Raw genomic sequence first — 23,943 nt, 5'->3', positions numbered from 1 at the left:
AAAAGATAGAATGGCTAAGGGGCAATCATTACAAGACCCGTTTTTGAACGCACTGCGTCGTGAACGTGTACCGGTTTCGATCTATTTGGTGAATGGTATTAAGCTGCAAGGGCAGATTGAATCCTTCGATCAGTTCGTTATTTTGTTGAAAAACACAGTTAGCCAGATGGTGTATAAGCACGCCATCTCTACAGTGGTTCCTTCTCGTCCGGTATCGCACCATAGCAACAATGCGGGCGGCGGAAGCAGTAACTACCACCACGGCGGAAGCAACCAGGCCGCTCAGTCGCAGCCACAACAAGACGGCGATAACGCAGAATAATTTTTGTGTTGCCGTGAAGCCAGGGCTGGAGAGCGCGAACGTTTTCCCGTCCTGGTTATTTATTTTAGCGAGGTTATAGCTTGTTTGACCGTTATGATGCCGGTGAGCAGGCCGTACTGGTACACATCTGGTTCTCCCAAGACAAAGAGCTGGAAGATTTGCAGGAGTTTGAAACTCTTGTCTCTTCTGCGGGCGTCGAAGCGCTGCAGGTTATTACTGGCAGCCGTAAAGCGCCACATCCCAAATATTTTGTCGGTGAAGGAAAGGCAGTTGAAATTGCCGATGCGGTGAAAGCGAGTGGAGCATCGGTCGTTTTATTCGATCATGCCTTATCCCCTGCTCAGGAACGAAATCTTGAGCGGCTGTGCGAATGTCGCGTTGTCGATCGCACCGGCTTAATTCTCGATATTTTTGCTCAGCGCGCCCGTACCCATGAGGGTAAATTGCAGGTCGAGCTGGCACAGCTACGCCATCTGGCAACGCGTCTGGTTCGTGGCTGGACGCACCTTGAGCGCCAGAAAGGCGGTATCGGTTTGCGTGGTCCGGGTGAAACCCAGCTGGAAACGGACCGTCGTTTGCTGCGCAACCGTATCAGTCTGATCCTTTCCCGTCTTGAGCGCGTGGAAAAACAGCGTGAACAGGGACGACAGGCGCGCGCTAAAGCCGATGTGCCAACCGTTTCGTTGGTGGGATACACCAACGCCGGTAAATCCACCCTGTTCAACGCCATCACGTCAGCGGATGTTTATGCTGCGGATCAGCTGTTTGCGACGCTGGATCCGACCTTACGCCGTCTTAATGTGGCGGATGTGGGGGAAGTGGTGCTGGCAGATACGGTAGGTTTTATTCGTCACCTGCCTCACGATTTGGTGGCGGCGTTTAAGGCAACATTGCAGGAAACGCGTCAGGCCACCTTACTGATGCATGTGATTGATGCGGCTGATTTACGCGTCAATGACAACATCGAGGCAGTTAATGAAGTGTTGGCAGAGATTGAGGCCGATGAAATCCCTTCCCTGCTGATCATGAACAAAATCGATATGCTGGATGGTTTCGAACCGCGTATCGACCGTGATGAAGAGAACAAACCGATTCGCGTCTGGCTTTCCGCGCAGACCGGTGTCGGTCTGCCATTATTATGGCAGGCACTATCAGAACGTCTGGCGGGTGAAATTGCGCAGTATGATCTGCGTTTACCACCGGAAGCCGGGCGTCTGCGCAGTCGTTTTTACCAGTTACAGGCGATTGAGAAAGAGTGGAATGAAGATGATGGCAGTGTAGGTTTACACGTACGAATGCCGATTGTGGACTGGCGTCGTTTATGTAAACAAGAGCCGTCGCTAGCCAGTTATATTGTTTGACCGTTGCCCAACTCATTTACCGGAACAGCCTGTACATCGGCTGTAAGGTAAAACGTAAATACAATAAATGGAGTAGAGACATGGCGTGGAATCAGCCCGGTAATAACGGACAGGACCGCGACCCGTGGGGAAGCAGCAATAATCAAGGCGGCAACTCTGGGGGAAACAAAGGAGGTCGCGATCAGGGACCACCTGATCTGGATGATATCTTCCGTAAACTGAGTAAAAAACTCGGTGGACTGGGCGGTGGCAAACAGAGTGACAACAACGGCCAGCGCAGCGGTGGTAGCGGTGGCAAATTGGTTGGCATCGTTGCCGCTGCGGCAGTGATCATCTGGGCGGCCAGCGGGTTCTACACCATTAAAGAAGCGGAGCGCGGCGTCGTCACCCGTTTCGGCAAATTCAGCCATCTGGTTGAGCCTGGTCTCAACTGGAAACCTACTTTTATCGACCATGTCCAGGCCGTCAACGTGGAGGCGGTGCGTGAACTCGCCGCTTCTGGCGTGATGCTGACGTCGGATGAAAACGTGGTGCGCGTGGAAATGAACGTGCAGTATCGCGTGACCGATCCGGAGCGTTATCTGTTTGCCGTGACCAGTGCTGACGATAGCCTGCGCCAGGCAACTGACAGCGCGCTGCGTGGCGTGATTGGTCGTTCCACTATGGATCGTATCCTGACGGAAGGCCGTACCGTGGTGCGTAGCGATACCCAGCGTGAAATAGACGAAACCATCCGTCCATACAACATGGGTATCACGCTGCTCGATGTGAACTTCCAGGCGGCACGTCCACCGGAAGAGGTGAAAGCCTCATTTGATGATGCGATTGCCGCGCGTGAAAACCGCGAGCAGTACGTACGTGAAGCAGAAGCTTATGCTAACGAAGTACAGCCGCGCGCGAATGGTCAGGCACAGCGTATCCTTGAAGAGGCGCGCGCTTACAAAGAGCGTACCGTGCTGGAAGCGCAGGGTGAAGTGGCGCGTTTTGCTCGCATGTTGCCGGAATATAAAGCCGCTCCGCAAATCACCAGAGAGCGTCTCTACATCGAAAGTATGGAACGCGTGCTCAGCCATACCCGCAAAGTGCTGGTTAACGATCGTGGCAACAACCTGATGGTCCTGCCGCTGGATCAGCTGATGCGTGGCGCTCAGGCAGCCCCAGGCCAGCCTGGCCAGAAAAATACCGATTTGATGAAGCTGCCGCCGGTTTCAGATAGCAGCGCCAGCAATAGCGACACTTCATCGTACAGTCCGAGCAGCATCATGGATCAGCGTCGCGCTAATGCGCTGCGTAACGATACCCAGCGTATGGGGAGGGAATAATCGATGCGTAAGCCAATTATCGCCGTAATTATCGTAGTGCTGGTGGTGCTTTACGCGTCACTGTTCGTGGTACAGGAAGGCCAGCGCGGTATCGTGTTGCGTTTCGGCAAGGTTCTGCGTGACAGCGAAAACAAACCGCTGGTGTACGCGCCGGGTCTGCATTTCAAGATCCCGTTTATTGAAACCGTGAAATCGCTGGACGCACGTATTCAGACGATGGACAACCAGGCAGATCGTTTTGTCACCAAAGAGAAAAAAGATCTGATTGTTGATTCCTACATCAAATGGCGTATCAGTGATTTCAGCCGTTACTACCTGGCAACGGGTGGTGGTGACGTTTCGCAGGCTGAAGTGCTGCTGAAACGTAAATTCAGCGACCGTCTGCGTTCTGAAATGGGACGTCTGGACGTGAAAGACATCGTGACTGACTCCCGTGGTCGTTTGACCACTGATGTTCGCGATGCGCTGAACACTGGTAGCGCGGGCAACGATGACGAAGTTCAGACGCCAGCGGCCGACGACGCGATTGCCAACGCGGCAGCACGAGTGGAGCGTGAAACCAACAGCAATGAACCGGCACCGAACCCGAACAGTATGGCGGCGCTGGGTATTGAGGTGGTCGACGTACGCATTAAGCAGATCAACCTGCCGACAGAAGTGTCTGACGCTATTTACAACCGTATGCGCGCTGAGCGTGAAGCGGTTGCGCGTAGTCAGCGTTCACAAGGCCAGGAAGAGGCGGAAAAATTGCGTGCTCAGGCGGATTATCAGGTAACCCGTACGCTGGCTGAAGCGCAGCGTCAGGCGTTGATCACCCGCGGTGAAGGGGATGCTGAAGCGGCGAAACTGTTTGCTGATGCATTCAGTCAGGATCCGGATTTCTACGCCTTTATCCGCAGCCTGCGTGCTTACGAGAACAGCTTTGCGGATAATCAGGATATTCTGGTTTTAAGCCCGGATAGCGATTTCTTCCGTTATATGAAGGCCCCCTCTAACGCCACGCGTTAATAACTGATATAAATTTAAGGCCGACAATGATGTCGGCCTTTTTTTTGGGGAAAGAATGATGAACACAACCATCTGGATGGCACTGGCTTTGGTGCTGGTTCTGGAAGGGCTGGGACCGATGTTTTTACCGCGTATCTGGCGGCGTATGATTCTGGCAATGGCACAGATGCCGGATCGTTTGTTACATCGGTTTGGTGGTGGACTGGTGGTTGCTGGTGTGGTGATTTATTACATGGTTAGCGTCCATGCGAGCTAAAAATGCGCGTTCTGACTGAGCGGCATTGTGTCTCGCAGTCAATTTTCCCCCAAGATGTTGTATCGATCAAAACTCAGGCAAAAAACCACGCAATCGTATGCTAAAAGAGCTGAAAGTGAGAAAATCAGGTGGTAGAATCCATTTTTAAGCAATCGGTGATTTTGAAAAAATGGGTAAGAACGTCGTCGTACTGGGCACCCAATGGGGTGACGAAGGTAAAGGTAAGATCGTAGACCTTCTCACAGAGCGCGCGAAATACGTCGTGCGCTATCAAGGTGGTCACAATGCGGGCCACACGCTTGTCATCAACGGTGAAAAAACCGTCCTCCACTTAATTCCATCTGGCATTCTGCGTGATAACGTAACCAGCATCATTGGTAACGGCGTTGTTCTGTCGCCTGAAGCGCTGATGAAAGAGATGAAAGGCCTTGAGGAGCGCGGTGTACCGGTACGTGAACGTCTGCTGCTGTCTGAAGCTTGCCCGTTAATTCTGCAATACCATGTTGCAATGGATAAAGCGCGTGAAACTGCGCGCGGTGCCAAAGCTATCGGTACTACCGGTCGTGGTATCGGCCCGGCGTATGAAGATAAAGTTGCACGCCGTGGTCTGCGCGTTGGCGACCTTTTCAACAAAGAAACCTTCGCCGCCAAGCTGAAAGAAGTGGTTGATTACTACAACTTCCAGTTGGTGCACTACTACAAAGAAGAAGCCGTTGATTACGACAAAGTGCTGAATGATGTGATGGCGGTTGCCGACATCCTGACCAGCATGGTGGTTGACGTGTCTGAACTGCTGGATACTGCGCGTCAGCGTGGCGATCTGATCATGTTTGAAGGTGCTCAGGGCACGCTGCTGGATATCGACCACGGTACTTATCCCTACGTGACTTCATCGAACACCACCGCAGGTGGCGTGGCAACCGGCTCAGGTATTGGTCCGCGTTATGTGGATTATGTGCTGGGTATCGTGAAAGCTTACTCAACGCGTGTGGGTGCAGGTCCGTTCCCGACTGAGCTGTTTGAGGAAACAGGTGAATTCCTGTGCCAGAAAGGTCACGAGTACGGTGCCACTACCGGTCGCCGTCGTCGTACCGGCTGGCTCGATGCGGTTGCTGTACGTCGTGCTGTACAGATCAACTCATTGTCAGGTTTCTGCATGACCAAACTGGACGTGCTGGATGGCCTGAAAGAAGTGAAAATTTGTGTGGCTTATCGCATGCCAGATGGTCGCGAAGTCACCACTACGCCGCTGGCTGCTGAAGGCTGGGAAGATATTGAGCCGATTTACGAATCAATGCCGGGCTGGAGTGAAAACACCTTTGGCGTGAAAACGCTGGAAGGTCTGCCGCAAGCCGCGCGTGATTACATTAAACGTGTGGAAGAGGTAACCGGTGTGCCGATAGATATTATTTCTACTGGCCCTGACCGTGAAGAAACGATGATTTTGCGCCATCCATTCGACGCATAATCCCCTCAGGCCGGACTCTGTCCGGCCTCTGTTTATCTGCTCTTTGACTCCGCTCACACCATTTTTTCTTGCAAATATCGATAGTTGCCTGAAAAAAACGCACCGGCCTTCACACACTGGTTTATCATCATAATTAAACACCACGCCCGCTGGCGCATAACAATAACATCTGATGATTTACTGAGGTAAATGTGCAGCTTACAAGTTTTACTGATTATGGTCTGCGCGCTCTGATTTACATGGCGACGTTGCCGGAAGGCAGACAGACCAACATTACCGAAGTGACCGATACCTACGGGGTGTCGCGTAATCACATGGTCAAAATCATCAACCAACTCAGTCGGGCCGGGTTTGTGGCCGCAACGCGCGGTAAAAACGGCGGAATTCGTTTAGGCATGGACCCGGAAAAAATTGTCATTGGCGACGTTGTAAGAAAAATGGAGCCATTACAATTGGTTAATTGTAGTGAATGTTCGATTACGCCAGCCTGTCGCTTGCGTAAAGCCTTGAACGATGCGGTCCAGTTATTTCTGAAAGAACTGGATAACTACACCCTGGCCGATCTCGTCAAAGGTAACGACCCTTTGTACCAAATTTTATTGTCCGAACCGCCGGTGGCAATCCATCAAAAATGACATCGGAGGAACCGTAATGTCAAAAGACCCTTTTCAGGACAGAGAAGCTGAAAAATATGAAAACCCGATTCCAAGTCGGGAATTTATCCTCGCGCTATTAGAAAAGCGTGAAAAACCTGCCAACCGCGAGGACATCGCGCAGGAACTTAACATCACCAGCGAGGAGCAGCTGGAAGCGTTGCGTCGTCGTCTGCGTGCGATGGAACGTGATGGTCAACTGGTATTTACCCGCCGTCAATGTTACGCCCTGCCAGAACGTCTCGATCTGCTACGCGGTAAAGTCATTGGTCACCGTGATGGCTATGGTTTCCTGCGTGTGGAAGGACAGAAAGATGATTTCTATCTCTCCGCAGAGCAGTTGAAATTGTGTCTGCACGGCGACGTGATTCTGGCACAACCTGGCGGTGCGGATCGTAAAGGCCGCCGCGAGGCACGCGTGGTGCGGGTACTGGAACCGCGCAACAGCCAGATTGTTGGTCGTTACTTTACCGATGCCGGTACGGGGTTTGTGGTGCCGGACGACAGCCGCCTGAGCTTTGATATCCTGATCCCGCAGGACCAGACGCTGAATGCGCGTATGGGATCCGTGGTGGTGGTGGAGATCACCCAGCGACCAACACGTCGTACCAAGGCATTGGGTAAAGTCACCGAAGTGCTCGGTGACAACATGGGAACCGGTCTGGCCGTTGATATGGCGCTGCGCACCCATGAAATCCCCCATGTTTGGCCGGAAGCGGTAGAAAAGCAGATCGCCCAACTGAAAGAAGAAGTACCAGAAGCGGCGAAGAAAGGCCGTGTCGATTTGCGCCAACTGCCGTTAGTCACCATTGATGGTGAAGATGCACGCGATTTCGACGATGCGGTCTACTGCGAGAAAAAACGCGGTGGCGGCTGGCGCTTATGGGTAGCGATTGCCGATGTCAGCTATTACGTGCGTCCGGGCACCGCGCTGGACAACGAAGCACACCAGCGCGGCACGTCGGTCTATTTCCCGTCCCAGGTTGTCCCGATGCTGCCGGAAGTGCTGTCGAATGGTCTGTGCTCACTCAATCCGCAGGTCGATCGCCTGTGTATGGTGTGTGAAATGACCATCTCCGCCAGCGGTAAACTCACCGGTTACAAACACTATGAAGCGGTGATGAATTCACACGCACGTCTGACCTACACCAAAGTGTGGAACATTCTGCAAGGTAACCCGGAGCTGCGTGAGCAATATGCCCCACTGGTGAAGCATCTTGAAGAGTTGCATCGGATGTACCAGGTGCTGGAAAAGGCGCGTGAACAGCGTGGCGGCATCTCGTTTGAAACCGAAGAAGCCAAATTTATCTTCAACGCCGATCGCCGCATTGAACGTGTCGAGCGCACGGTCCGTAACGATGCGCACAAGCTGATTGAAGAGTGCATGATCCTCGCTAACATCGCTTCAGCGCGCTTTGTTGAGAAGAACGAAGAACCCGCGTTGTTCCGCGATCACGATCGTCCCAGTGATGACAGCATCACCAGTTTCCGTACCGTGCTCAACGAACTGGGCCTGAGCCTGCCGGGTGGCAGCAAACCGCAGCCGATCGATTATGCCGAGTTGCTGACGCAAATCGCCGATCGACCGGACGCGGAAATGCTGCAAACCATGCTGCTGCGTTCGATGAAACAAGCGGTGTACGACCCGGAAAACCGCGGCCACTTTGGCCTTGCGCTGGCGTCGTATGCACACTTTACTTCGCCGATTCGCCGCTACCCGGATCTGCTGCTGCATCGCGCTATCAAGTATCTGCTGGCGAAAGAGCAGGGTGAAGAGAAGGGCAACACCACGGCTACCGGTGGTTATCACTACGACATGCAGCAGATGCTGCAACTCGGTCAGCACTGCTCGATGACTGAGCGCCGTGCTGACGAAGCCACCCGTGACGTCGCCGACTGGCTGAAATGCGACTTTATGCAGGATCAGGTGGGAAACGTCTTTAACGGTGTGATCTCCAGTGTGACCGGTTTCGGTTTCTTCGTGCGTCTCAACGATTTGTTTATCGATGGTCTGGTGCATGTGTCATCGCTGGATAATGATTACTATCGTTTCGATCCGGTGGGCCAACGCCTGATCGGCGAGTCCGGCGGACGTACTTATCGTCTCGGTGACGCGGTAGAAGTACGGGTTGAAGCGGTGCATATGGATGAACGCAAAATCGACTTCGCGCTGATTTCCAGCAAGCGTGTGCCGCGTGGTGAGGGCAAAACCGTCCGTGAGCGCGAGAAGCGTGGCGGCAAACCTCCGGCGAAGCGTCGCCGTGACGCCGGTAAAAGCGTGAATTTCGAGCCGGATGAGGCTTTCCGCAGTGGCAAGAAAAAACCAGCCAAAGCGAAAAGCGAGAAAAAAAGCAAAAAAGTCTCCGAAAAAACCCGTAAAATCGCCGCCGCCACAAAAGCGAAGCGTGCGGCGAAGAAGAAAACCAGCGAAGCCTGATGCCATAAAGTTCCGGCACATTTCGTAGCGGTGCGACTTATCGCGCAGATTTTACAAAGCGCGCAATGAATTGCGCCGCTACTGTTCGACATCCAACCTTGAGCTAAGTAATGAGTGAAATAATTTTTGGTATCCATGCCGTGCAGGCGTTGCTGGAGCGTGACCCCCAGCGTTTTCAGGAAGTCTTTATCCTCAAAGGCCGTGACGATCGTCGCCTGCAACCGCTGATCGCGGCATTGGAAGCTCAGGGAATTGCCGTGCAAGTCGCGAACCGCCAGTGGCTCGATAGTCAGGCAGAAGGCGGGGTACATCAGGGTATCGTGGCGCGCGTGAAGCCGGGTAAAAATTATCAGGAAGGGGATCTCCCGGATCTGCTGGAATCCATCGAGAATCCGTTCCTGTTGATCCTTGATGGTGTTACCGATCCGCATAACCTCGGTGCCTGCCTGCGCAGTGCCGATGCGGCTGGTGTACACGCGGTGATCGTGCCAAAAGATCGCTCGGCGCAACTGAATGCGACGGCGAAGAAAGTGGCTTGTGGTGCCGCAGAAAACGTCCCGTTGATTCGTGTCACCAACCTGGCGCGCACCATGCGTCTGCTCCAGGAATATCAGATCTGGATCGTCGGTACCGCCGGTGAAGCCGATCATACGCTGTATCAGAGCAAGCTGCCGGCGTCCCTGGCGCTGGTGATGGGTGCGGAAGGTGAGGGCATGCGCCGTCTGACCCGTGAACATTGCGATGAACTGATCAGCATTCCGATGGCGGGCAGCGTCTCCTCCCTCAACGTCTCGGTAGCCACCGGCATTTGCCTGTTTGAGGCCGTACGCCAACGTCAGGCGTGATCCCCGCCGCAAATTAGTTTCTGTGCCAGGCATAACTGCGCGTCGTCCTCATACTTAGTGTGACGGGTAAGCGCGAGGAGCCGTTATGACCTGGACCACTCACAACGTTTTCAATCAACCTCAGCCACTGAGCAACAGCAACCTGTTCACCCGCGATCTGCCGTTATGCGAAGCTGTCGCGCGTGAAGGTGCCAGCTGGGATCGAGAGTGGCTGGCCTCTGTGGGCCTGCAACTCGGCAGTGCCGAATCACTCGAACTGGGGCGACTGGCCAATGCCCAGCCACCGGAATTGGTGCGCTATGACGCGCGCGGCGAACGACTGGATGAGGTGCGTTTTCATCCTGCCTGGCATCTGTTGATGCAGGGATTATGTGCCAGCCGCCTGCATAATCTGAGCTGGCAACCCGATGTACAACCCAATGCGATGGTCGCGCGCGCCGCGCGTTTTATTTTGCACGCGCAGGTGGAAGCGGGCTCTCTTTGTCCGGTGACCATGACCCATGCCGCCATCCCGCTGCTGCAAAACTATCTACCCGAACCCTACGCCGACTGGCGCGATGCGTTACTGAGCGACCGTTATGATGCGCATCATCAACCCGGTAATAAAAAGCGCGGTTTGCTGATTGGCATGGGGATGACCGAGAAGCAGGGCGGCACTGATGTGCTGAGCAACAGCACACGCGCGGAACCGCTGGGAGGGCGTGGGCCAGGTGAGGCTTATCGTATCGTCGGGCATAAATGGTTTTTCTCGGTGCCGCAAAGCGATGCGCACCTGATCCTGGCACAGACCGCGGGTGGCCTGAGCTGCTTTTTCCTGCCGCGCCTGTTACCGGATGGCGAGCGTAACGCCATTCGGCTTGAACGTCTGAAAGACAAACTCGGCAACCGTTCCAATGCCAGCTGCGAAGTGGAATTCCAGGACGCCATCGGCTGGTTAATGGGCGAAGAGGGCGAAGGCATCCGTCTGATTCTGAAGATGGGAGGAATGACGCGTTTCGATTGCGCGCTTGGCAGTCACGGGCTGATGCGTCGCGCCTTCTCCATCGCCCTGTATCACGCGCAACAACGCCAGGTGATGGGCAAAAATCTCAGCGATCAGCCCCTGATGCGCACGGTGCTGGCACAGCAGGCGCTCCAGTTAGAGGGACAAACAGCCCTGCTGCTGCGTCTGGCTCGAGCCTGGTCAACCCCGGTCAGCGAGCATGAGCGCCTCTATGCGCGGCTGTTCACCCCCGCAGCCAAGTATGTTATTTGCCAGGCCGGGATACCCTTTGTGGCCGAAGCTATGGAGGTGCTCGGCGGCATTGGTTATTGCGAAGAAAGCGAACTGCCACGCCTGTATCGTGAGATGCCGGTCAACAGCATCTGGGAAGGATCCGGCAATGTGATGTGCCTGGATGTGCTACGGGTTCTGAACCGGCAATCCGATATGCTGGCGATGATCAGTGACGAACTGGAGACAGTCAAAGGCTGCAACCGTCATTTCGACCGTCGCTGGCGGCAACTGCGTTTGCGTCTCGGCAATGTGCAGGAGGGGCAAGCGCGCGCGGTCACGACGGAATTGTTGCAACTGGCCACGGCGGCCATCCTGCTCAAAGTGGCTGAACCGCCACTGGCCGATGGCTGGTGTCAGCAGTTTCTTGATACGCGCGGGCAGCGGCCATTAAGCTACGATCTTAACTCGCGGTTACTGCTGCGAGCCTGTTCCGGTTGAGGGGCCATAAAGGATGGCGGTGGCGTACCAGAAACCGGGCAAAACCGTCTCATCCAGCATCAAAACCTGATAATACGTCGCACCCAACTGATTCGCTCTGGCGGCGATAGCGCGCTGGGCATCATCCGGCGAGCCGCGCACCTGAGCGCTGATGGTACCGAGTTTGGGCAGGCCGTAGCTCTGCGCTCGATTAATTTCCTGAGCATGTGTGGTGGGTGGCGGTGGCGCTTTGGGAGTTGGCGTCAGTGCCGAGCAGCCGCTCAACAGCAGGCTGAAGGCCAGAAATAACGAAACGCGCATGGTAGCTCCGGTTCAGGGAAGATGGCTCAAGTGTATGCCATCTTCCCGTGCCGCATTATGACTTGAGATGAAAAATACTCACCAACTGGGTCAGATGATGGCCCTGCTGACTGAGACTTTGGGCGGTGGCCTCAGATTCAGTCACCAGATCGCTGTTCTGATGGGTAGCCTGGCTGATGTGGTTCATCGCCAGATTCACCTGACCAATGCCTGCGGCCTGTTCCTGTGCGGCAACATTGATCTCACCCATCAGGGCTTTTACCTGCGTGATATGTTCCACAATGTGTTGCATGGCATCACGCGTCTGCTCAGACAGGGCATGACCTTCCGCTACCTTACTGATGGAGCTGGTGATCAGTCCGTCAATCTCTTTGGCTGCCTGGGCGCTGCGCTGCGCCAGTGCGCGAACTTCCGCCGCCACCACGGCAAAGCCTTTACCATGCTCACCGGCTCGTGCCGCTTCTACCGCCGCATTCAGTGCCAGGATATTGGTCTGGAACGCGATAGATTCAATCACATGGGTGATATCGGCGATGCTTTGCGAGGCGACGCGTATTTCGGTCATGGTGCTGACCGAACGTGATACGGTTTTGCCACCCTGGGACACGGTCTGGTCAGTCTCACCCACCAATACCAGCGCCTGGCGCACGTTGGCCGCAGTTTGCGCTACGGTTGCGCCAAACTGTTCCATGCTGGCGGAGGTTTGTTCCACGCTGCTGGCCTGGCGACCAATCTGTTCGCTGATGTTCTGGCTGCTGGCGGCAATATTGTCGGTGCCCTGGCTGATCTGCTGTGCAGTCTGGCGCACCTGACCGACGATCTGCTCCAGGCCATCACCAATGCCGTTAATCGCCGCCACTAACTGGCCAATTTCATCATGGCGAGTCGAGTCGAGATGCGCCTGGAGATTCCCTGCCGCATACTCCTCGGCTAAATGGATCACCTGATGAAGCGGGCGGGTGATGGCCCGGCGGCTGTACCACATAAAGCCGATGGCAAAGGCAATCACCAACGCCAGACCTATAGCGATAAACAGGTTACGGCTTTGGGTAATCGGAGCCAGCAGGCTGGCCTGGCTGACTTCCCCGGCAATAATCCAGTTCCAGCCCGGCAACTGCTGCCAGGCCAGAAGTTTGGTTTCACCGTCCAGCGGAATGGCGACCAGACCTTTTGGCTCGTTCAGCAATTGTTGCTGTGTCGCCGCACTCCACTGCGGCAATTTGCCTTCGCGCTGGCTATCAAACAGATATTGTCCCTGAGTGGCACCGGCTGCACCGTTCAGCACAAAGAAGCGCCCGCTGTCGCCGAGATGGCGGGCCAGCACTTTTTCGCGCATCAGCGCGTACTGTTTATCGATTTGTACCCCGACGAACAGGATGCCGATCACCGCACCGCTGTCATCGGTGACGGGCTGATATTGCGTGATGTAACGGTGACCAAACAAGGTAGCCAGGCCACGATAAACGTTGCCCTGATTGACGTTACGCCAGGCGGCGCTGCTGCGGTCCAGTCGGGTACCGATCGCACGGTTGCCGTCTTCCTTCTTCAGCGACGTTGCGATACGGACATAATCATCACCGTCACGCACGAAAACAGTCGACACGGCACCGGTACGATCGAGGAAATCATCCACCGCAATCTGGTCAAGGTTGAGGGTTTTCAGCCCGGCACGCAGGGTCGGCGTGCTGATGTCACCCACCTGGATGCGGGCGCTTTCATCGCGACTAAAGCGCTTCGGCAGAAAACTCTGAAACAATCGGGTGTAATTCGCCACCTCGGCAGAGAGGGTGGTATTAAACATGGTGGCCATCTCGCTGATGCCCTGCACCTGATTTTGCATATCGTCAGTCGCCAGTTGCTCCAGCTGGCGAGCGGCGTTGTGGCTCAGGGTCAGGGTGAGGGTCAGCAGTACCACGGCTACGCTTAAAGACGTCAGTACAGACAGCTTGATGCCGAGACCCATTGCGCTGAGAGAGAGACGCTTCATAAAGTACCTATGTTGATGTGGATGAAGGGATACAAGATCAACGGCAAATTGGGCAAAAGGTTTAGGGTGGAAATTATTCGCACAAAAATGTGAAGTGACTCGCGTTTTGAAGTGCAGGGTTTACACTTGAGCAGGTGATAATCATTCTCAACGGAGGCGACATGATTGAACTGGCGACGGAAACGCTGGCAGGAATCCAGTGTATCCATGCGGCACCCGCGGGACAGCGCCAGGCGCGTTTACCGACCGTGCTGTTTTATCATGGCTTCACCTCGTCGAAAGAGGTGTACAGCTACTTTGCGGTTGCCCTGGCACAAGCGGGGTTTCGTGTGGTGATGCCGGATGCGGATATGCATGGCGCGCGTTATAACGGCGATACCGAAACCCGCATGACGCATTTCTGGGAGATTCTCAGACAAAACATCGACGAAGTGCCGCTATTGGAAGCGGCACTGCGGGAAAAAGACTGGATTGCGGAAGAACGCTTTGCTGTGGCGGGGGCGTCGATGGGCGGGATGACGGCGCTGGGAGCAATGGCACGTTATCCGCAGATCCACAGCGTCGCCTGCATGATGGGGTCGGGCTACTTTATGCAACTGAGCCATACGCTGTTTCCACCGCTGGTGGCGCGCACGCCGGAGCAAAAAGAAACTTTTGCCACACGTCTGGCACCGCTGGCCCCTTATGATCCCAGCCAGCACCACGAAAAACTGGCGAACCGACCTCTGTTGTTATGGCATGGTGAAGCTGATGAAGTGGTGCCGTTTGCCGAAACGGTGCGGCTGGAGAAGGCATTACGTGAAGCGCAACTCGACGGCAAGTTAACCTTTCTGTCGGAGAAGCAGATTGGGCACAAAATCACCCCTTCAGCGTTGTGCGCGCTGGTGAGTTTTTTCAAACATCATCTGTGAAATGAATTCGGGCTGGCAATCCACCGCCAGCCCGTTACGACACACCGGACTACAATTGAGACGATAACCGTTCAGCCGCGCTGCTATTGGCGCCGGTGTGGTTATCACTGGGTGCGCCCAGCCGGTTGACGTAGACAGGGCCTGATGCCGCTTGGCTGCTGTTGCTTCGCATCTGCTGCGCATAATCAGTAGTGCTGGCAACCGCGGGAGTAGACAGGAAGAGACCCAGTAAAGCAGCGATAACGAAAGTTTTCATAATCGACTCCTCACTACAGGGAATTCACTCTCAGACGCCAACGACAAGCCGAACCGTTGCGCCCATAAATAGTTTAGTTCTTCACCAAATTGCTGCCAGCCAGGCCTGTTGAACCTGTTGTTCAGCCTTTTTCTCGTCACACCGCTTAACCCACTGAATTACCATCGTTAGCACAAAATGACGCCTTGCCTGGCACGTAGCACGCCATTTGATGAATTGTGCGCTTGAGTTTAGCGGACAACGTCAGTATGATTACGCGTCAATTTTTCAGCTGCATTCAGAGGTGTGTTTCATTTATCGGATGAATCACAACCTATAACGTTCCTTGCTTCCGTGGGCCGCAGCTGACCCTGACAGGAGGCTGAATAATCCGTAAGGAGCAATTTCGATGCGTCATTACGAAATCGTATTTATGGTCCATCCTGACCAGAGCGAACAGGTTCCGGGCATGATCGAGCGTTACACTGGTGCTATCACTGGTGCTCAGGGCACGATCCACCGTCTGGAAGACTGGGGCCGCCGTCAGCTGGCTTACCCGATCAACAAACTGCACAAAGCACACTACGTTCTGCTGAACGTAGAAGCGCCGCAGGAAGTGATTGACGAGCTGGAAACTAACTTCCGCTTCAACGACGCCGTTATCCGCAGCATGGTTATGCGCGTTAAGCACGCGGTAACTGAAGCATCTCCGATGGTTAAAGCGAAAGACGAGCGTCGTGAACGCCGTGAAGATTTCGCTAACGAAGCGGCAGATGACTCAGATGCTGGGGATTCTGAAGAGTAATCCAACGTGACGACCAATCGACTGCGCCTCTCTGGCACTGTGTGCAAGATGCCGGTTCGAAAAGTCAGTCCGTCAGGAATTCCTCACTGCCAGTTCGTGCTTGAGCACCGTTCCATGCAGGAGGAAGCCGGGTTTCACCGGCAAGCCTGGTGTCAGATGCCGGTGATTATCAGCGGCAGCGCCCATCAGGCGATTACTCAACATATAACGGTCGGCACGCAACTCATTCTCGAAGGTTTTATTAGCTGCCATCAGGCACGCAACGGCCAGAGTAGAATTGTGTTACATGCCGAGCAGATTGAATTGATAGATTCTGGAGACTAGCCAAATGGCACGTTATTTCCGTCGTCGCAAATTCTGCCGCTTCACTGCGGAAGGCGTTCAAGAGATCGATTACAAAGATATCGCTACGCTGAAAAACTACATCACCGAAAGCGGTAAGATCGTACCGAGCCGTATCACCGGTACTCGCGCTAAATACCAGCGTCAGCTGGCTCGTGCTATCAAGCGCGCGCGTTACCTGTCCCTGCTGCCGTACACTGATCGTCATCAGTAATCGGCCGCCGTCAACCACGACTTTAAGAGGATAAGGTAATGCAAGTTATTCTGCTTGATAAAGTAGTAAACCTGGGTAACCTGGGTGACCTGGTAAACGTTGCAGCGGGTTACGCACGTAACTTCCTGTTCCCGCAGCAGAAAGCGGTACCAGCTACCAAGAAAAATCTGGAGCAATTCGAAGCTCGTCGCGCTGAACTGGAAGCCAAACTGGCTGAAGTTCTGGCAGCTGCTAACGCGCGCGCTGAGAAAATCAATGCTCTGGGCAGCGTTACCGTTGCGTCTAAAGCAGGCGACGAAGGTAAACTGTTCGGTTCCATCGGTACTCGCGACATCGCTGACGCTGTAACTGCAGCTGGCGTTGAAGTGTCTAAGAGCGAAGTTCGTCTGCCGAACGGCGTTCTGCGCACCGTTGGTGAGCACGAAGTTGACTTCCAGGTTCACGGCGATGTGTTCGCGAAACTGGTTGTGAATGTCGTTGCTGAGTAATTTTACTCGGTAATGCGGAAAAGCCGGCCTTGTGCCGGCTTTTTTGTTATTGCGCGCGGATAAAGCTGCCGTCTGGCTGACGGGTAAACAGCACCGGTCCGTTGCCGCTGTCCACGGTTAATCCTGTCACCACACCCTGGGCATTCTGACGAATTTTCACCTGCTGACCACTTTGCAACGCACTTAGCGGTTGATCGTTGCCTTCCACTCGTGCCATCGCAAACACATCATTCACCGGTAAATTGTTATCGCGAAACAGCTGCGCCAGCGTCTGGCCGGAGGCAACGGTATAGGTGTGCCACTCACCCTGTGAATCAGCGGTTGGTGTGCTCTTGTTGTCATAAATCTCCGCCTGCATCGGTACTTCTTTGGGAGCGCTTTCGCTGACCGGGCGTTCCACCGGATACTGCGGCGTGCTGCTGGGCCACAGAAAGGCTAACAGGATGACCAGCAGCGCAATCACGATACCGCGCCGGTGCAGCGCGGGCAGGGGATCCATCCAGCGAACATTGTCCAGCAGATGCCAGACGCGGTGCAGACCGCCAACAAAGCGGGAAGGGGTAGCAGAAGCCATTCGTGAAACCTCCTCACTGGCGGCCTGGCGTTTACCTTGCGGCAGCCAACGTTGCAACCAGGGTAAAAAAGTACGCGGTGCGCGCGTCCTGCGACGTCGTGGGGCGATCTGGCCCATGTATTCTCTCTTATCTCGACGGAGGAAAGGCTCATCCTCTCCTCTAGTGTAGTATGGGCAATGTGGGCACGAAGTGCCTGCCAGCATTGAAAAATTTGACGTCTGTATTGTTTCTCTTTCCCTGAGAAATGTCATCTGTGATGCGCGAGATTTTACGCCAGCGGCCTGCGCTGTTATGCTGCCGTTTCTATTTTTCTCCGGGATTAAGGAAACAAGATGACAACCCCTTCATTCGACAGCGTCGAAGCACAAGCAAGTTACGGTATCGGTTTACAGGTAGGCCAGCAGCTGCTGGAGTCCGGACTGCAAGGTTTGCAGCCGGAAGCGCTGCTCGCGGGCCTGCGCGACGCGCTGGAAGGGAATTCACCGGCAGTTCCGGTTGATGTGGTTCACCGCGCCCTGCGCGAAGTACACGAGCGTGCTGAAGGCGTGCGTCGTGAGCGCGTACAGGCGATGGCGGCAGAAGGTCAGAAGTTCCTTGAGCAGAACGCACAGCGTGAAGGCGTAAGCAGCACCGAATCAGGTCTGCAATTCAGCGTGATCAAACAGGGTGATGGGGCTATCCCGTCTCGTCAGGACCGCGTGCGTGTGCACTACACCGGTAAGCTGATTGACGGCACCGTGTTTGATAGCTCTGTGGCGCGTGGCGAACCGGCAGAATTCCCGGTAAGCGGCGTGATTGCCGGCTGGATTGAAGCTCTGACCCTGATGCCGGTTGGTTCCAAATGGGAACTGGTTATCCCTCATAACATCGCCTACGGTGAGCGTGGCGCGGGTGCCTCCATCCCGCCGTTCAGCACCCTGATCTTTGAAGTAGAGCTGCTGGAAATCCTGTAAGGCTCAGGCAGGGCGGCGATTTGCCGCCCGCCATCCCTCACTGCTGTTGTAAATTTACCTGCCAAATCGCAAAACCAATCTCGTCACTTCCTACCGCTTTCATCGGATAATCCGCGTGTTGCTGGATAAAGCCGGTAGCTTTCGCGCCAGGTGCGGTTTCGAAACGGATATCTAACGGCGTAGAAGTATGAATCGCTGCCAGACGCCAGTTATGATCCGCCTGCGGTTTCATCTCGCCATGCGCTTTGGTTTCGCTGCTGATATAAGCCGCTACCACCGAGCGGTTCTCATCGGGCGAAGCAAACGCCACGAACTTATCTCCTGTCCCCGCAAATTTGCCGCCGTAAGCGCGATAGTTATTGGTTGCCACCAGGAATGTCATGTCAGGATCAATGGGTTTGCCCTGCCAGGTGAGATCCTTAATACGTGAGGCATCTTTATTGATCAGCTGACATTCGTTGTCGTAGCGCGCCGGTTGGGTGACATCAATCTGGTACTGCACGCCGTCAATGACATCAAAGTTATAGGTGCGAAAATCCCAGTTGATCAGCGATTGTGGTTTAGCGCTGTGTGGATCGATCTGGTTAAACTGCCCGGCAGAGCACTCCAGCCACTCCTTCACCTGCGCCCCGCTGACCTTCATTACCACCAGGGTGTTGGGATAGAGATAGAGGTCTGCGGCATTGCGGAAGGTCAGATTGCCTTTCTCCACTTCCACGTAGCTGGCCGGATCGTTTTTGCGACCACCCGCTTTGAAAGGGGCCGCCGCACTCAGTACCGGCAAGCGGCTAAGATCGGGATCGCCCTGAATAAAATGTTCAACATAGGCACGCTGGGCGTTATTGACGATCTGCACCGTAGGATCGTCCTGTACCAGCGAGAGATAGCTGTACATCACATCAGCGGATTTGCCGATCGGTTTGGCGACAAAGGCGCGCGTAGCACGATGATCCTGTGCCAGTACTTTCACCAACCCGGCGTCCTCAGCAGCCAGTGATTTTTTGGTCACACTGTCATAAATCGGACGCGCCTCGGCTTTGCCCTGCTTCACCTGCCAGTGACCGCTGGCGTTATCCAACACCAGATCGACTACACCGAGGTGATCGCCCCACATGCCAGGCATCACGGCAGGCACGCCATTCAGCGTCCCCTGTGCAATGTCTGCACCTTTAATGGCGGCAAAATCTTTACTCGGGAACACCGCATGCGCATGCCCAAACATGATGGCATCAATGCCTGGAACCTGGCTGAGGTAATAAACCGAGTTTTCCGCCAGGGCGTGATACGGCTCACTGCTTAAACCGGAATGTGGGATAGCGATGATTATTTCAGCACCTTTTGTACGCATTTCCGGCACATAACGCTTCGCTGTTTCCGTGATGTCATCAACGCGAACTTTTCCCTGTAGATTGTTGCGATCCCAGATCATAATCTGCGGCGGAACGAAGCCGATGTAACCGATTTTTAACTTTTGTGGCTTCCCGTCCCGGTCAGTGACGGTAGTTTCTTTAATAAGATAAGGGGTAAACAGCGGTTTTCCGCTTTTCAGGTCAATAATGTTGGCGTTCACATAAGGAAAACGCGCGCCCGCCAGCGCTTTTTTCAAATAAGGCAGGCCATAATTAAATTCGTGGTTGCCGAGATTACCAACGCTGTAATCCAGCGTATTAAGCGCTTTGTACACCGGATGGACTTCGCCGGGTTTCAACCCTTTCGCTGCCATGTAATCACCGAGCGGGCTGCCCTGAATGATGTCGCCATTGTCCACCAGCACGCTATTTTTGACCTGCGAACGCGCCTGATGAATCAGCGTGGCGGTACGTACCAGGCCAAACTTTTCTGTTGGGGTGTCTTTGTAATAGTCAAAGTCCATCATATTGCTGTGCAGATCGGTGGTTTCCAGAATGCGCAAATCCACCGTTGCGGCCTGTGCCAGAGCGGCTGAAAGGCCGAATGTCAGTAACGCCATGCTCACTTTGAACATGTTGCCTCCTTGTTGCTGTCCAATTGGCCTCTCAAAATAATGTAAAAAGGTGACAAATTGTCAGATGAAAACGTGATGTGCTTCAGGGTTTTGCCATGTGGCTGTACCGATGCTACAGAGCATCAGGTCACAGATGACGGCATGCGTTGAACTATGATATTGATATTAAAATAGATTGCGCTCGCCCCGGCGTGTGCCTCGGGTAACACGGGTCGCCTGCTAAAATGGATACAGGTTTACCGTTGGCAGCGAGTAAGCAGAATCAGCAGAAAAAGAGGTGAAGTATGTTAGAGCAAATTTGCCAGCTGGCTCGTGAGGCGGGCGATGCGATTATGCAGGTTTACAACGGTGTACAGCCGATGGATATCGAACGCAAGGCTGACGACTCTCCGGTCACGGCAGCTGATCTCGCCGCGCATAAAGTCATTGTGAGCGGGCTGAATAGCCTGACGCCTGACGTACCGGTGTTGTCAGAGGAAGATCCACCAGGCTGGGAAATCCGTCAGCACTGGCAGCGTTACTGGCTGGTCGATCCGCTGGACGGTACCAAAGAGTTTATCAAGCGTAATGGTGAGTTCACGGTAAATATCGCCCTGATTGAAAAAGGAAAACCCGTGCTGGGTGTGGTGTATGCGCCCGCCATCGGCGTGCTTTATTCCGCTGCTGAAGGCAAAGCCTGGAAAGAAGAAGGGGGCAACAAAACCCAGGTGCATGTGCGCGATGCACGCCCGCCGCTGGTGGTGATCAGCCGTTCCCATTTTGATAAGGATGAGGAACTGAAAGAGTATTTGCAGCAGTTGGGTGAACATCAGACGACGGCCATCGGCTCATCACTAAAATTCTGCCTGGTAGCAGAAGGGAAGGCCCAACTCTACCCGCGCTTTGGACCAACTAACATTTGGGATACCGGTGCCGGACACGCCGTCGCGATCGCCGCAGGCGCGCATGTGCATGACTGGACCGGCAAAACCCTTGACTATGCTCCGCGTGAATCGTTCCTCAATCCCGGCTTTCGCGTGTCGCTGTTTTGATCCGCAAACCGTAACGGCGCAATAGATCGCGCCGTTGAAGGTCCAGGGCGCGCGATAAATCGCGCCGCTACTTCAGCAGTTGATGTAACAGCGTCATCACCTGCTGTACTTCTTGTTGCGTCAGTGCACCATCTTTGGCGAACTGCACATGCCCGCTCTTATCCAGCACCACCACCGCTGAACCGCCACTTTCCAGTTGCCAGGCTTTACGCGCGTTGCCGTTGCTATCGACGATAAATTGCGACCACGGATATTGCTGCTTATTACTTTCGATGCTGCTACGTACAAACATACCGGTGCCTGGAATGGCATCGTCAGTGTTGACCACGGTGGTGGTCTGGTAGCGGTCATGTGGCAGACCGGCGGCTTTAATGGCTTCAACCAATGCCGCATTTTGTTCTTTAGCTGATGATCGCCCGGCAATATGCTGGATGACCCGCACTTTGCCGATGAGCTGCGCGCTATTCCACGGGCGATAACTAAATTTATCCTGCTGCCAGAGCAATTCTCCTTTGTCATTGATACCGACCGCAGGTACGCGCTCCCCCTGTTTGAACAGGTGTGCCGCCGCGAGATTAGGTAAAAGTAGCGCCAGTGCAAACACCAGATGTGGCAATCGCATGAAAGTTGCTCCTGAGTGATCAGACCAGTTGGTCATGTTCCTGCAATAATAAGCGTGGATGATGCGCCCTGTCGCGGCGAGTTCACAGCTTTGTAACCAACGCCACAATTCCTTAATGTCCGAAGGTTTATACTGGATTGTGTGACCGTGATAACAGAGTGTTCTGTAATGATGTGTCAATTCAGTAAAAAATTCATTTTTTCGGAACATCCGCAACGCAGGATGTTCTATAGTTTAGGCCTCATTTGCGCTTCATGGGTTCGTACCGATTTTGGCAACGGCGAAGCGTTTTACATCTGTACAGGAGTTAAGAACAGCATGAAGATCTTCCAGCGTTATAATCCGCTGCAAATTGCGAAATACGTAAAAACGCTATTTAAAGGAAGGTTGTACATCAAGGACGTTGGCGCATTCGAATTCGATAAAGGGAAGGTGCTTATCCCGCGTGTCAAAGACGTGCAGCACTTAAGTGTGATGTCCGAAATCAATCGCCATGTGCTGCGGCTACAAGCCGAGTACAATTAAGCAGAAGAAAGGGCGCCGATGGCGCCCTGAATTTTTTATCGCGTGGTTACGATGAGGGATTTTCAGCATCAGCGGCGGCGTTTTTCGCCACATTCAGCACCGGCGGGCGTTCATCAATACGCGTTACCAGCAACTGGTCGATGCGATAGCTGTCGATATCCACCACTTCAAACTTATAACCCGCAAATTTCACAAAATCAGTACGTTTCGGGATCTTGCGCAGCATATACATCATAAAGCCGCCGATGGTTTCATAGTTGCCCGACTGTGGGAACTCATCGATATGCAGCACGCGCATCACGTCATCAATCGGCGTACCGCCTTCTACCAGCCACGAATTCTCATCACGCGCCACAATCTGTTCTTCCAGCCCCTGGCCGACCAGATCGCCCATCAGGGTAGTCATCACATCATTCAGCGTGATAATACCGACCACCAGCGCGTATTCGTTCATGATCACCGCAAAATCTTCACCGGCGGTTTTAAAACTTTCCAGTGCTTCGGATAACGTCAGCGTATCCGGCACAATCAACGCCGAGCGAATTTGCACGCCGCTGTTCAGCGTCATGCTTTGATTACCCAGTACGCGCAGCAGTAACTCTTTGGAATCGACATAACCGACAATATGGTCAATATCGCCATCGCAGACGAGGAATTTGGAGTGCGGGTGCTCGGCGATTTTCGCTTTCAGGCTGCTTTCATCTTCGTGCAGATCAAACCAGACGATATTTTCACGCGACGTCATGGAAGACGGCACGGTGCGTGACTCCAGCTCGAACACGTTCTCAATCAGCTCATGTTCCTGCTTACGCAGCACCCCGGCCAGTGCACCGGCTTCTACCACGGCGTAGATGTCATCGGAGGTGATGTCGTCCTTACGCACCATCGGCAGGTTAAAAATACGGAAGAAGACGTTCGCGAGTCCGTTAAACAGCCATACCAACGGGCGGAACACCAGCAGGCAGAAGCGCATCGGATTGATGATACGCAGCGCAATGGCTTCCGGCGCGATCATGCCAACCCGTTTCGGGGTTAAATCGGCAAACAGAATGAACATGCTGGTGACGATGGTGAAGGAGCAAATAAAGCTCAGTTGATCGGCCAGCTCTGGCGAAACAAAACGGGTAAACAGCGAGTTAAAAGCGGGGGAGAAGGCCGCATCGCCGACGATACCACCGAGGATCGCCACCGCGTTCAGGCCAATCTGCACCACGGTAAAGAACATACCCGGCGTCTCCTGCATCTTCAGGACACGCTGAGCATTAATATTTCCTTCATCGGCCAGCAGCTTAAGCTTGATCTTGCGGGCAGCCGCCAGCGAGATTTCCGACAGAGAAAAAAAGGCACTGATAATAATCAGTAAAAGAATGACAAGTAAGCTATCGAGCATAAAAGGTCCGTTGGGTTAATCACTTGTCATTTTTGGCCTGGGCAGCTCAGAAAGGGCGTACATCCGGTACTTACCAGTCAAACAGGGCTATCCGTGCCAAAAATGTCTGCGCCAATTCGACAAGTCAGTAAACGTCGGGGCAGAAATGAAAGCAGGCGATGCCTGCCGGACGGTGATTATAGCAGCAGCGCTCAT

25 protein-coding genes are annotated in these 23,943 nt (G+C 54.0%); 18 read left to right on the top strand and 7 right to left on the bottom strand.

The window, feature by feature from the left end; translation table 11 throughout:
- The first annotated feature begins 10 nt into the window (after nt 1–10).
- The 10 genes from hfq to L579_RS06960 all read left to right on the top strand — a co-directional run bounded on the left by hfq (nt 11) and on the right by L579_RS06960 (nt 11,386).
- Nucleotides 11–322: an RNA chaperone Hfq gene (gene hfq, locus L579_RS07005; protein WP_021183576.1), complete on the top strand. Its 312-nt coding sequence runs from the start codon at nt 11–13 to the stop codon at nt 320–322.
- Between the two features lie 80 nt (nt 323–402).
- Nucleotides 403–1,683, top strand: a complete 1,281-nt coding sequence (hflX, locus tag L579_RS07000; protein WP_021183575.1) for a ribosome rescue GTPase HflX — start codon at nt 403–405, stop codon at nt 1,681–1,683.
- An 80-nt stretch (nt 1,684–1,763) separates the two neighbouring features.
- Nucleotides 1,764–3,005 carry an FtsH protease activity modulator HflK gene (gene hflK, locus L579_RS06995; protein WP_021183574.1) on the top strand — a complete coding sequence of 414 codons (1,242 nt, stop codon included), beginning with the start codon at nt 1,764–1,766 and terminating at the stop codon, nt 3,003–3,005.
- A 3-nt stretch (nt 3,006–3,008) separates the two neighbouring features.
- Nucleotides 3,009–4,013: a protease modulator HflC gene (gene hflC, locus L579_RS06990; RefSeq protein ID WP_021183573.1), complete on the top strand. Its 1,005-nt coding sequence runs from the start codon at nt 3,009–3,011 to the stop codon at nt 4,011–4,013.
- A gap of 58 nt (nt 4,014–4,071) precedes the next feature.
- Nucleotides 4,072–4,269, top strand: a complete 198-nt coding sequence (locus tag L579_RS06985; protein WP_013510694.1) for a DUF2065 domain-containing protein — start codon at nt 4,072–4,074, stop codon at nt 4,267–4,269.
- A gap of 169 nt (nt 4,270–4,438) precedes the next feature.
- Nucleotides 4,439–5,737: an adenylosuccinate synthase gene (locus L579_RS06980; RefSeq protein WP_036625588.1), complete on the top strand. Its 1,299-nt coding sequence runs from the start codon at nt 4,439–4,441 to the stop codon at nt 5,735–5,737.
- A gap of 191 nt (nt 5,738–5,928) precedes the next feature.
- Nucleotides 5,929–6,372 (top strand): nitric oxide-sensing transcriptional repressor NsrR, encoded by a 444-nt coding sequence (nsrR, locus tag L579_RS06975; RefSeq protein ID WP_021183570.1) that lies wholly within the window; start codon nt 5,929–5,931, stop codon nt 6,370–6,372.
- 16 nt (nt 6,373–6,388) lie between these two features.
- Nucleotides 6,389–8,827 (top strand): ribonuclease R, encoded by a 2,439-nt coding sequence (gene rnr / locus L579_RS06970; RefSeq protein ID WP_021183569.1) that lies wholly within the window; start codon nt 6,389–6,391, stop codon nt 8,825–8,827.
- Nucleotides 8,828–8,937: 110 nt separating this feature from the next.
- On the top strand, nt 8,938–9,672 hold the full coding sequence (gene rlmB / locus L579_RS06965; RefSeq protein WP_021183568.1) for a 23S rRNA (guanosine(2251)-2'-O)-methyltransferase RlmB: 735 nt from the start codon (nt 8,938–8,940) through the stop codon (nt 9,670–9,672).
- An 85-nt stretch (nt 9,673–9,757) separates the two neighbouring features.
- Nucleotides 9,758–11,386 carry an isovaleryl-CoA dehydrogenase gene (locus L579_RS06960; RefSeq protein ID WP_021183567.1) on the top strand — a complete coding sequence of 543 codons (1,629 nt, stop codon included), beginning with the start codon at nt 9,758–9,760 and terminating at the stop codon, nt 11,384–11,386.
- Here the strand turns inward: L579_RS06960 and bsmA are convergent.
- Nucleotides 11,360–11,686, bottom strand: coding sequence for a biofilm peroxide resistance protein BsmA (bsmA, locus tag L579_RS06955; RefSeq protein ID WP_021183566.1), 327 nt, complete (start codon nt 11,684–11,686; stop codon nt 11,360–11,362). The genes L579_RS06960 and bsmA overlap by 27 nt on opposite strands.
- Before the next feature lie 55 nt (nt 11,687–11,741).
- On the bottom strand, nt 11,742–13,673 hold the full coding sequence (locus L579_RS06950; protein ID WP_021183565.1) for a methyl-accepting chemotaxis protein: 1,932 nt from the start codon (nt 13,671–13,673) through the stop codon (nt 11,742–11,744).
- Nucleotides 13,674–13,834: 161 nt separating this feature from the next.
- On the opposite strand from L579_RS06950, the gene yjfP reads away from it, so the two are divergent.
- Nucleotides 13,835–14,584 carry an esterase gene (gene yjfP, locus L579_RS06945; RefSeq protein ID WP_021183564.1) on the top strand — a complete coding sequence of 250 codons (750 nt, stop codon included), beginning with the start codon at nt 13,835–13,837 and terminating at the stop codon, nt 14,582–14,584.
- A 49-nt stretch (nt 14,585–14,633) separates the two neighbouring features.
- Here yjfP and L579_RS06940 read toward each other — a convergent pair whose 3' ends face one another.
- Complete coding sequence (locus tag L579_RS06940) at nt 14,634–14,840, bottom strand: hypothetical protein (RefSeq protein ID WP_021183563.1); 207 nt, start codon at nt 14,838–14,840, stop codon at nt 14,634–14,636.
- A 388-nt stretch (nt 14,841–15,228) separates the two neighbouring features.
- Between L579_RS06940 and rpsF the strand changes: the two genes are divergently transcribed.
- From rpsF to rplI, 4 genes are read left to right on the top strand one after another with little or no spacing between them, the layout of a single operon-like run.
- Nucleotides 15,229–15,624 (top strand): 30S ribosomal protein S6, encoded by a 396-nt coding sequence (rpsF, locus tag L579_RS06935; RefSeq protein ID WP_013510684.1) that lies wholly within the window; start codon nt 15,229–15,231, stop codon nt 15,622–15,624.
- A 48-nt stretch (nt 15,625–15,672) separates the two neighbouring features.
- A complete protein-coding gene (priB, locus tag L579_RS06930) occupies nt 15,673–15,948 on the top strand; it encodes a primosomal replication protein N (protein ID WP_051337944.1) in 276 nt (91 codons plus the stop codon).
- Nucleotides 15,949–15,952: 4 nt separating this feature from the next.
- Entirely contained in the window at nt 15,953–16,180 is a 228-nt protein-coding gene (rpsR, locus tag L579_RS06925; RefSeq protein ID WP_000135199.1) for a 30S ribosomal protein S18, read from the top strand.
- Between the two features lie 38 nt (nt 16,181–16,218).
- The gene (gene rplI / locus L579_RS06920; RefSeq protein ID WP_021183561.1) at nt 16,219–16,668 is read left to right on the top strand and encodes a 50S ribosomal protein L9; all 450 of its coding nucleotides are present in this window, start codon (nt 16,219–16,221) and stop codon (nt 16,666–16,668) included.
- Between the two features lie 46 nt (nt 16,669–16,714).
- On the opposite strand, the gene L579_RS06915 is transcribed toward rplI, so the two are convergent.
- Nucleotides 16,715–17,359 carry an OapA family protein gene (locus tag L579_RS06915; protein WP_021183560.1) on the bottom strand — a complete coding sequence of 215 codons (645 nt, stop codon included), beginning with the start codon at nt 17,357–17,359 and terminating at the stop codon, nt 16,715–16,717.
- 216 nt (nt 17,360–17,575) lie between these two features.
- Here L579_RS06915 and fklB point away from each other — a divergent pair, with 216 nt between their 5' ends.
- On the top strand, nt 17,576–18,196 hold the full coding sequence (gene fklB / locus L579_RS06910) for an FKBP-type peptidyl-prolyl cis-trans isomerase (protein WP_021183558.1): 621 nt from the start codon (nt 17,576–17,578) through the stop codon (nt 18,194–18,196).
- A gap of 37 nt (nt 18,197–18,233) precedes the next feature.
- Here fklB and L579_RS06905 read toward each other — a convergent pair whose 3' ends face one another.
- On the bottom strand, nt 18,234–20,180 hold the full coding sequence (locus L579_RS06905; RefSeq protein ID WP_021183557.1) for a bifunctional 2',3'-cyclic-nucleotide 2'-phosphodiesterase/3'-nucleotidase: 1,947 nt from the start codon (nt 20,178–20,180) through the stop codon (nt 18,234–18,236).
- A 284-nt stretch (nt 20,181–20,464) separates the two neighbouring features.
- On the opposite strand from L579_RS06905, the gene cysQ reads away from it, so the two are divergent.
- Entirely contained in the window at nt 20,465–21,211 is a 747-nt protein-coding gene (gene cysQ / locus L579_RS06900) for a 3'(2'),5'-bisphosphate nucleotidase CysQ (RefSeq protein ID WP_021183556.1), read from the top strand.
- 67 nt (nt 21,212–21,278) lie between these two features.
- Here the strand turns inward: cysQ and L579_RS06895 are convergent, their stop codons facing one another.
- Nucleotides 21,279–21,833, bottom strand: coding sequence for a YtfJ family protein (locus tag L579_RS06895; protein ID WP_021183555.1), 555 nt, complete (start codon nt 21,831–21,833; stop codon nt 21,279–21,281).
- A gap of 318 nt (nt 21,834–22,151) precedes the next feature.
- On the opposite strand from L579_RS06895, the gene L579_RS06890 reads away from it, so the two are divergent.
- Nucleotides 22,152–22,358: a DUF1107 domain-containing protein gene (locus L579_RS06890; RefSeq protein WP_021183554.1), complete on the top strand. Its 207-nt coding sequence runs from the start codon at nt 22,152–22,154 to the stop codon at nt 22,356–22,358.
- 46 nt (nt 22,359–22,404) lie between these two features.
- Here L579_RS06890 and L579_RS06885 read toward each other — a convergent pair whose 3' ends face one another.
- Entirely contained in the window at nt 22,405–23,748 is a 1,344-nt protein-coding gene (locus L579_RS06885; RefSeq protein WP_021183553.1) for a hemolysin family protein, read from the bottom strand.
- Between the last annotated feature and the right edge of the window lie 195 nt (nt 23,749–23,943).

The organism is Pantoea sp. AS-PWVM4 (genome assembly GCF_000468095.1).
Taxonomy (GTDB): domain Bacteria; phylum Pseudomonadota; class Gammaproteobacteria; order Enterobacterales; family Enterobacteriaceae; genus Pantoea; species Pantoea phytobeneficialis.
This window is presented reverse-complemented; position numbering and strand designations above follow the sequence as displayed.

What these genes read in the sequence shown, in the direction of transcription:
- hfq (WP_021183576.1), top strand. Translation starts at nt 11, where the DNA reads ATGGCTAAGGGGCAATCATTACAAGACCCGTTTTTGAACGCACTGCGT.
- hflK (WP_021183574.1), top strand. Translation starts at nt 1,764, where the DNA reads ATGGCGTGGAATCAGCCCGGTAATAACGGACAGGACCGCGACCCGTGG.
- L579_RS06905 (WP_021183557.1), bottom strand. Translation starts at nt 20,180, where the DNA reads ATGTTCAAAGTGAGCATGGCGTTACTGACATTCGGCCTTTCAGCCGCT.
- L579_RS06890 (WP_021183554.1), top strand. Translation starts at nt 22,152, where the DNA reads ATGAAGATCTTCCAGCGTTATAATCCGCTGCAAATTGCGAAATACGTA.
- L579_RS06895 (WP_021183555.1), bottom strand. Translation starts at nt 21,833, where the DNA reads ATGCGATTGCCACATCTGGTGTTTGCACTGGCGCTACTTTTACCTAAT.
- rplI (WP_021183561.1), top strand. Translation starts at nt 16,219, where the DNA reads ATGCAAGTTATTCTGCTTGATAAAGTAGTAAACCTGGGTAACCTGGGT.
- yjfP (WP_021183564.1), top strand. Translation starts at nt 13,835, where the DNA reads ATGATTGAACTGGCGACGGAAACGCTGGCAGGAATCCAGTGTATCCAT.
- L579_RS06985 (WP_013510694.1), top strand. Translation starts at nt 4,072, where the DNA reads ATGAACACAACCATCTGGATGGCACTGGCTTTGGTGCTGGTTCTGGAA.
- priB (WP_051337944.1), top strand. Translation starts at nt 15,673, where the DNA reads ATGCCGGTTCGAAAAGTCAGTCCGTCAGGAATTCCTCACTGCCAGTTC.
- L579_RS06950 (WP_021183565.1), bottom strand. Translation starts at nt 13,673, where the DNA reads ATGAAGCGTCTCTCTCTCAGCGCAATGGGTCTCGGCATCAAGCTGTCT.
- bsmA (WP_021183566.1), bottom strand. Translation starts at nt 11,686, where the DNA reads ATGCGCGTTTCGTTATTTCTGGCCTTCAGCCTGCTGTTGAGCGGCTGC.
- L579_RS06980 (WP_036625588.1), top strand. Translation starts at nt 4,439, where the DNA reads ATGGGTAAGAACGTCGTCGTACTGGGCACCCAATGGGGTGACGAAGGT.
- L579_RS06915 (WP_021183560.1), bottom strand. Translation starts at nt 17,359, where the DNA reads ATGGGCCAGATCGCCCCACGACGTCGCAGGACGCGCGCACCGCGTACT.
- fklB (WP_021183558.1), top strand. Translation starts at nt 17,576, where the DNA reads ATGACAACCCCTTCATTCGACAGCGTCGAAGCACAAGCAAGTTACGGT.
- rlmB (WP_021183568.1), top strand. Translation starts at nt 8,938, where the DNA reads ATGAGTGAAATAATTTTTGGTATCCATGCCGTGCAGGCGTTGCTGGAG.
- rpsF (WP_013510684.1), top strand. Translation starts at nt 15,229, where the DNA reads ATGCGTCATTACGAAATCGTATTTATGGTCCATCCTGACCAGAGCGAA.
- rnr (WP_021183569.1), top strand. Translation starts at nt 6,389, where the DNA reads ATGTCAAAAGACCCTTTTCAGGACAGAGAAGCTGAAAAATATGAAAAC.
- L579_RS06940 (WP_021183563.1), bottom strand. Translation starts at nt 14,840, where the DNA reads ATGAAAACTTTCGTTATCGCTGCTTTACTGGGTCTCTTCCTGTCTACT.
- L579_RS06960 (WP_021183567.1), top strand. Translation starts at nt 9,758, where the DNA reads ATGACCTGGACCACTCACAACGTTTTCAATCAACCTCAGCCACTGAGC.
- hflC (WP_021183573.1), top strand. Translation starts at nt 3,009, where the DNA reads ATGCGTAAGCCAATTATCGCCGTAATTATCGTAGTGCTGGTGGTGCTT.
- rpsR (WP_000135199.1), top strand. Translation starts at nt 15,953, where the DNA reads ATGGCACGTTATTTCCGTCGTCGCAAATTCTGCCGCTTCACTGCGGAA.
- L579_RS06885 (WP_021183553.1), bottom strand. Translation starts at nt 23,748, where the DNA reads ATGCTCGATAGCTTACTTGTCATTCTTTTACTGATTATTATCAGTGCC.
- cysQ (WP_021183556.1), top strand. Translation starts at nt 20,465, where the DNA reads ATGTTAGAGCAAATTTGCCAGCTGGCTCGTGAGGCGGGCGATGCGATT.